7 protein-coding genes are annotated in these 7,102 nt (G+C 37.2%); all 7 read left to right on the forward strand.

The genetic code is table 11. From position 1 onward, the window contains the following. A partial coding sequence (locus PLK24_RS06360; RefSeq protein WP_324477399.1) for an ATP-binding cassette domain-containing protein occupies positions 1 to 617 on the forward strand: 617 nt, incomplete at its 5' end. Between the two features lie 22 nt (positions 618 to 639). Then, positions 640 to 1,659, forward strand: a complete 1,020-nt coding sequence (locus PLK24_RS06365; protein WP_324477401.1) for an ABC transporter permease — start codon at positions 640 to 642, stop codon at positions 1,657 to 1,659. Continuing rightward, entirely contained in the window at positions 1,656 to 2,642 is a 987-nt protein-coding gene (locus PLK24_RS06370; protein WP_324477402.1) for an ABC transporter permease, read from the forward strand. The genes PLK24_RS06365 and PLK24_RS06370 overlap by 4 nt, the downstream gene beginning before the upstream one ends. 75 nt (positions 2,643 to 2,717) lie before the next feature. After that, a complete protein-coding gene (locus PLK24_RS06375; protein WP_324477404.1) occupies positions 2,718 to 3,191 on the forward strand; it encodes a VOC family protein in 474 nt (157 codons plus the stop codon). Between the two features lie 457 nt (positions 3,192 to 3,648). Further along, positions 3,649 to 4,434: a hypothetical protein gene (locus tag PLK24_RS06380; RefSeq protein ID WP_324477406.1), complete on the forward strand. Its 786-nt coding sequence runs from the start codon at positions 3,649 to 3,651 to the stop codon at positions 4,432 to 4,434. Between the two features lie 235 nt (positions 4,435 to 4,669). Then, positions 4,670 to 6,379 carry a C-GCAxxG-C-C family (seleno)protein gene (locus PLK24_RS06385; RefSeq protein WP_324477408.1) on the forward strand — a complete coding sequence of 570 codons (1,710 nt, stop codon included), beginning with the start codon at positions 4,670 to 4,672 and terminating at the stop codon, positions 6,377 to 6,379. 250 nt (positions 6,380 to 6,629) lie between these two features. Further along, on the forward strand, positions 6,630 to 7,102 hold a 473-nt coding region (locus PLK24_RS06390), incomplete at its 3' end, for an ABC transporter substrate-binding protein (RefSeq protein ID WP_324477410.1).

Below are 7,102 nucleotides of genomic sequence, written 5' to 3' on the forward strand. Positions count from 1 at the left end.
CTCTTTTTGGTATGGATCCAGCTGATAGTGGAAAAATCTTTGTTGATGGAAAAGAAGTTCGTATCCGATCAGTAAAAGATGCCATACAAGCTGGAATTGGCTATGTACCTGAAAATCGATTAGAACAAGGCTTGATAATGAAAAAATCGGTGAGTGAAAATATTGTAACAGTAATTATTAAACGCCTTTTGGGCAACTTTAATTTGATTGATTCAAAAAAATGGGATACCACAGTTGACAGTTGGATAAATGAACTTGGAATCAAAGTTGCTAATCCTGAAGTACCCGTGCAAACACTTTCTGGTGGGAACCAGCAACGAGTAGTTATTGCCAAATGGTTATCAGTCCAACCCAAAATTCTCATTTTAGACAGTCCAACAGTTGGAATTGACATTGCTGCAAAAAGTAGCATACATAGTATTATTCGAGAAATGGCTAATAAGGGCTTTGGAATTATTTTCATCTCTGATGAAATTTCTGAGGTAGTTAATAACTGCAATCGAATAGCTATTATGAGAAACGGGCGCATTTTCAAACAAATTGATGCTGCCGATGTTACCGAAGCAGAGATACAACGTTTAGTCGAAATGAGCGAAACTGTGAGTGTGTCGAAATGATTGATGGAGTGAATTCAATCCCATGAATAAACTATTGAAACAAACCGAATTTTACATTGCCTTAGTCATCATTTTCCTGTGTATAATAATAACCATCTTCAATCCTCGATTTTTAACTACTGAAAACATCTTTGACCTATTGAAGAGCTTTTCTGTTATTGGCATTATGGCAGTAGGGGTATTATTTGTTCTTATTTTAAGTGGTTCACCCGACGTTTCATTTACTGCTATTGCCCAGGTTGTAGAATATGTCATCGTTATCATGACTCTAAAATGGGGAGGAAACATCGTCTTCGCCTTTTTAGTCGCTGCTGCCCTGGGAACCCTGATGGGGAGCTTTAATGGTATCCTGGTTCACTATTTTCGTGTTCCAACAGTCATCATTACCATAGCTACTTTGAATATATACTATGGTCTTCTCTACGTTTTTTCCAAAGGTGAAGTAATTTTTGTAGTTCATCCCATGTTTCGAGAATTTGCCAATATCAAGATTGGAAGTTTTGTCAATGAGAATAACGTAACCTTTGGTTTCACCTTGATGCCTCTGATTTGGATTTTGGTGCTCATTTTAGGTTGGTATATATTAAAATATACTAGTGTTGGAAGGAATATTTATGCTGTAGGTGGAAACGAGGTTGCTGCTGAAAGAGTAGGTATAAATGTTTTCCGAACTAAGTTATTTGCCTTTAGTTTTATCGGTCTCCTCTCAGGGATTGCTGCTATTGTCCATGCCGCTATTGTCCAATCAGCAATTCCTAATATCATTGTTGGCCAAGAATTAAACGTCATTGCCGCTGTGTTTCTGGGAGGTGCGAGTGTTTTTGGTGGAGGTGGTTCGGTTATAGGTACTTTCCTTGGTATCATGCTTTTTGCCATCATGAACAATGGTCTTACTCTCTTAAAAATATCGACCTATTGGTTTAATGTTTTCGTTGGTGCAGTTATTGTCATCAGTATTACAATTAATGCAGTACAAAAAATTCGTCAACAAAAGAGCCGGATCAAAGTTCATGTCGATGAAAAGGCGGTAGAACGGATATGAAAAGAAATATTCCCAACCTTTCTCTCTATGCTATTTTGATTCTTATTGTTGTCGTCATGATATTACTCAATCCGACTCGTTTCCCAACCATGGCGAATTTTCGTTCCATGGCCTATCAACTCCCGTTACTTGCCTTCCTCTCCTTGGGAATGATGATTCCCATTTTAAGCGGTGGAATTAATTTAGGAATTGTCGCCACTGCTAATTTTACTGGAATCATTACTGCTTTGACTCTCCGATCCTTCACTGGAGGAAATCCCACAGAAGCATCAGGATTGTTGGTCATCATTTCAATGGCCATGGGTATCCTTGCCGCTATGGGCGCGGGCTTGTTGAGTGGTTTTTTAACTGGTTATTTAAGGGTGCCCGATATGTTAGCAACGCTCGGAACTATGACCCTTTTAAATGGAGTAAACATTGTTCTCACCAAAGGATATACTCTAACCGGTTTCCCTAAGTCTCTGATAACCATAGGAAATGGCTTATTCCTTGGAATCCCAATACCATTTTATATATTTGTTATTTTCACTTTTATTTTATACATTATTTTGGATAAAACGACTTTTGGTTACAGTCTGTATATGTTAGGTTCCAACTATACAGCAGCTAAATTTTCAAATATTGATACCAAATCCATTATTTTGAAAGGATTCTTACTCTCGTCTCTTTTTTCAGCAATTACTGCCTTCATCATGATCGGACAGCTTAATTCAGTTAAAGCCAACTATGCCGAATCCTATCTCTTAGTTGCTATCCTTGCTTGCTTTTTAGGTGGTGTAGACCCTTCTGGAGGAGTTGGGAAGGTTTCTGGCATGGTCGTTTCGGTGGTTATTCTGCAAGTTATTTCCAGTGGAGTCAATTTGTTACGTATGGATCCTTTTTTCATTAGAGCTATGTGGGGTTTTATCATTATTGCTGTTCTTGCCATAAATTACTTTAATGAAAAAGCCAAATCTCGAATTAAAGTTATTTCTAATCATTAATTGGTTCAACAGTTGAAGATAATAAATAAATCAACATAATGATTCATATCTCAATGAATGGGAGGTAGTAAAACCATGAAAGACGGTGATGTCATCCAAGTTGCTCATGTAGTAAATGATCTTGATGCTGCGATGAAATACTTCTGGGAAACTTTTCATATTGGGCCTTGGGATATTTACACCTTTGGGCCTCCAGACGTCCGAGATTCTATGGTAAGAGGGAAACCTTCTGACCATAAATATCTCCTCGCGGTTACTTGGGCTGGAAGCATTCAAATTGAACTCATGCAGCCATTAACTGGTCGAAGCGTCTACGACGAGTTTTTGGAGAAAAAAGGCGAAGGCTTGCACCATATAAAATTATATTATGAGGATTGCCAAAAAGCCCTTGAAGAGTTTAAGAAAAAGGGTGTTGAAGTCATTCAAAGTGGAAAATTCGATGAGGATGAATTTTATTATCTTGATACCGAAGCTTCCTTAGGAACAATTTACGAAATTGGAAACAATGGAAAAATTCGCGAGCCAGAAAGAAGGTATCCTGAGATTTAAAAGAGGAACGAATAGGTCAAGGGGAAAGAAAACTAAAGATTTTTTTTTAAATTGCATTTTGCTTATCAACTAAGGATTTTAGTAAAATTACCTCTTAGCTAATGGCTTAAACCAAGGTTTTTATTTATCAACCCCGATTTGACATTTTAGAAGGATAAAGGTAGGATAATATCACCACGGATTCTGAGGAATCGGAAAACCGGAGGATTGGAAAAAAGAACCTCCCTTGCGAAAGTGAGTGTTCGAAACCTCTCTACCAGGAGAGAAGGAAGTCCAGTCCTGAAACACTGAGGGTGTTGAGTGGCCATATAATTTCCTTGGTGAGATGAAGGTAGGAAGGTTCGTTAGATTCCGTGGTTTTTTTATTCTCTCCTTGACCTCCTTTGTTAACCCAATTCCATATTTTCCGTATTTAAATATATAAGCAGTTTGGTTAAATTAAAAGGAGGGAAAGGTCTTGAGTTTAAAATTTTATCATTTCCTAAAAATTTTAATATTAATTGTTTTGGTCGTTTCCCTTGTTGGCTTCGCATTTCTCATGAATAGCTGTACTCCAGAAGTATGTACAACCTGGTCCCAATTTTGCGTTGCTACTTTAATCGGCGCACCATCCTCAAACGAGATTAACGAATGTCCATCAGAAGTCCTTATCTGTCCTGGTGAAACAGCCGTTCTCTATTGGAATGTCTCAAGTGACGTAACCTCAATAAAAATTACCTCTGAATTCGGAACTACTTATGGACCTTTTACTGCTACATCTGGTTCTCAATACGTAAGTCCCCTGGTCACTACCCGTTATACCCTTACTGCTGAAGGAAAATGTAAATCGGAAAATACCGTTACAGTTCATGTTGTCGCTGGTGGAGAAACCCAAACCTTATTAGCCAAGGGAAGCCCGGAAACCGGTGTATGGGTTGTTGATATATCGCCGGTTACAACCAGTACAAGTATAATTGTTAGTCTTATCAAGACGCTCCCCTGCACTGATGGTAGTTTTTGGAATAAATGGGGTTTGAAAAAAACCGACCTTGATTCTACTGTCACCTTTTTAGATGTTACTGACGTTGATACTTCAGCTAATGATATTCCTTTAGTTGGGTCATGGGAATTTACTCCCAAAGATGCCTCCTATCAAAAAGATACCGCTTGTTTTTTAGTAACGATTAAATGTACCGAAGTCTATCCAACTCCAACACCTAGCCCTTTTCCGCCCTATAGTCCCCCACCACCCACCCATCAATAATTTTTTCTGGAAGTTTGAACAAGAGATGATGTATACTCAAATTGAGTTGAAAAACATCATCTCTTGTTCATAATATAAATAACTTTCTCCTTCTTTTTTTATAAAATTACTGTTAGGCTGATAACTAAAACCAATGGATTTCAAATTTATCTTATTTCAGTCAAAAACAGTTCTGTAAATCTTAAGTTAATCAGATATTTATATTTATTGAACTCCATAAGAAAGGACAACCAACATGTCAAATCAACTAAAAAATATTCTTATCTGGGGAGCGGGAAAGATTGGTCGTGGGTTTATCGCAGATTTGTTTAATAAAGCAGAATACAACTTAGTCTTTGTCGATTCTAATCGGGAACTGATCCATCAATTAAACACCCAACAACAATACACCATCATCAACCTTCCCAGCTTAGATGAAAAAGAAGAAGTCATCATTAAAGATTTTCAAGCCTTTCATACCGATGAAAAAGACCAAATTTTTCAAAAACTGAAAGAATGTTCGATTTTATCCCTGGTTGTCTTCCCATCAGCTTTTGAACAGGTTGCCAAAGATATCTCTGCAATTATCGAAAGACGATCTCGCGAAAAAATTGATCGTTCTCTTGATATTCTCATGAGCACCAATATCTGCCAGCCTTCAGAACAATTTAAACATTATCTTTTTAAAGAGCTTTCCGATGCCGGAAAGGATTATTTCAATCGATACATTGGGTTGGTAGATACCTTAATTATCCGAATGGGAATTGAGCCCACTCCAGAAATGAGAGAAAAAGATCCAATGATTATTCTCACCAATGGCTACCCAGAGCTTACCCTGGATCGACCAGCCTTTAAGGGTGAACCGCCTCAGTTCAAAGGCTTATTATATACCACTAATATGGCACATGAAGAAAAAAGAAAAATGTATACCTATAATACCATTCACGCTGTGTATGCCTACCTGGGGAAGCAAAGGGGATATCAATACATTATTGAATCTATACAGGATGAGGAAATCCAACAAATGGCAGTCGAAGGACTCAAGGAATCAAGCCGAGCGCTACAAAAAGAGTTTGGCTATTCTGATGAGGAAATGAAGGAATGGAATAACCGAGTTCTAAAAAATATGGCCAATCCTATCTTAAAAGATAAAATTGATCGGGTAGGAGCCGATCCTATTCGAAAGCTAAAAAAAGAAGATCGGCTTATCGGACCCGCGTTGATGTGCATTAGAAATGGTATCTTGCCATATTTCTTAGCAAAAACTGCCGCAGCGGCATTATTATTTACCGTTGAAGACGATCCAGCCACAACTATTATCCAAAAGTTTTTGAGAAGTCACCCAATAAAAGAAGCCGTTCGAGAATTTTGTCAGCTTGACCGGGAAGTTGAACTCATTCAGCTGATTGCTGAACAGTATCAAAAATTCCTCAATAAAATATCTCTTAAGGAAGATTTTTATAAGATTAAAAAATTAAAAGATTGTTATGAAATTGGCTTTGAATACGAAAAAAATTATCGTGGGTGCGCTCAATGCCTCATCTCAACCATCTTTAAATTTACCGGGAAAAACAATAACTCCCTTTTTCAATCTGCAAGTGGGCTTTCGGGTGGAATGGCGCTTTGTGGAGATGGAGCCTGTGGTGGCTATTCGGGAGGCATAATGATTATGGGAAGTTTTATTGGAAGACGCTTTGAGATGTTAGAAGTTAATGGAGATAAAGAGGCACAATCCCAAGCCTACCAAATGGCGCAAAGACTTCATGATAAATTTATTGAAACCTATGGAAGTGTGATTTGTGCTGACATCCACAAACAAATCTTCGGAAAATCCTTTTGTTTAAGATCAAAAGAAGTTCGAAAAGAGTTCGAAGAAGCTGGAGCTCATCTTGATAAATGTACCACGGTAGTAGCTATGGCTGCCTCCTGGGTAGCCGACATTCTGAGTGACGAAGGATTTTTATAACTATTTTTAACCAACCTCCATTTACGTACCTTTTATTAATTAAGATATTTAATATTATTACAATAAATAAAAATTCTTTTAATACCTCAAATTGAAAAATTGATATATTTTGAGATTTCGATGTTTTTTTTAAGTTTGTCATGTATATTGGTTATAATGATGAATTTTTTAAATTAGGAGGTGATAGTGGAAAAATTGACTAAAGCAGCATTTTTATAATTTTCTTTAATTATTAAAGGAGGCAGAGAGAATGAAAAAATCATTATTTATACTCTTATTAATCACAATAACCATGGGTTTATTGTTAATACCCGGTATAGTCTCCGCACAGAATAAAGTTATCATAAATGTTCTCACCCAACCCCGACGTGAATGGGAGCTTCTTGAACAATACCTTCCAGAATTTGAAGAAAAAGAAAATATCGATGTTGTGTTTCACTATTTTGCTGAATTAGAAAGAAGATCAAAATCTCGCCTTGATGCGTCAACCAAAGCCGGTCAATATCAAGTGTATTATATCGACGAAGCTAACGTCGCTGAGTTTGCAGTCAACAACTGGTTAATCCCCATTAAAGATTATTACCCTGAGGAATATGATTTCGCTGATTTTTCTGAGCCATTAGTGGCTGTTCTAACTTTTAATGACATTACCTACGGCGCTCCAATGACATTTGAAGGAAATGTGATGTTTTATCGGAAAGACCTCTTTGAAAGAGATGGAAT

Source organism: Atribacter sp. (genome assembly GCF_035418125.1).
In the GTDB taxonomy this organism is placed as follows: Bacteria; Atribacterota; Atribacteria; order Atribacterales; family Atribacteraceae; genus Atribacter; species Atribacter allofermentans.

Excerpts from the sequence above, each read along its gene's own strand:
- PLK24_RS06365 (WP_324477401.1), top strand. The coding sequence starts at position 640 with ATGAATAAACTATTGAAACAAACCGAATTTTACATTGCCTTAGTCATC.
- PLK24_RS06370 (WP_324477402.1), top strand. The coding sequence starts at position 1,656 with ATGAAAAGAAATATTCCCAACCTTTCTCTCTATGCTATTTTGATTCTT.
- PLK24_RS06375 (WP_324477404.1), top strand. The coding sequence starts at position 2,718 with ATGAAAGACGGTGATGTCATCCAAGTTGCTCATGTAGTAAATGATCTT.
- PLK24_RS06385 (WP_324477408.1), top strand. The coding sequence starts at position 4,670 with ATGTCAAATCAACTAAAAAATATTCTTATCTGGGGAGCGGGAAAGATT.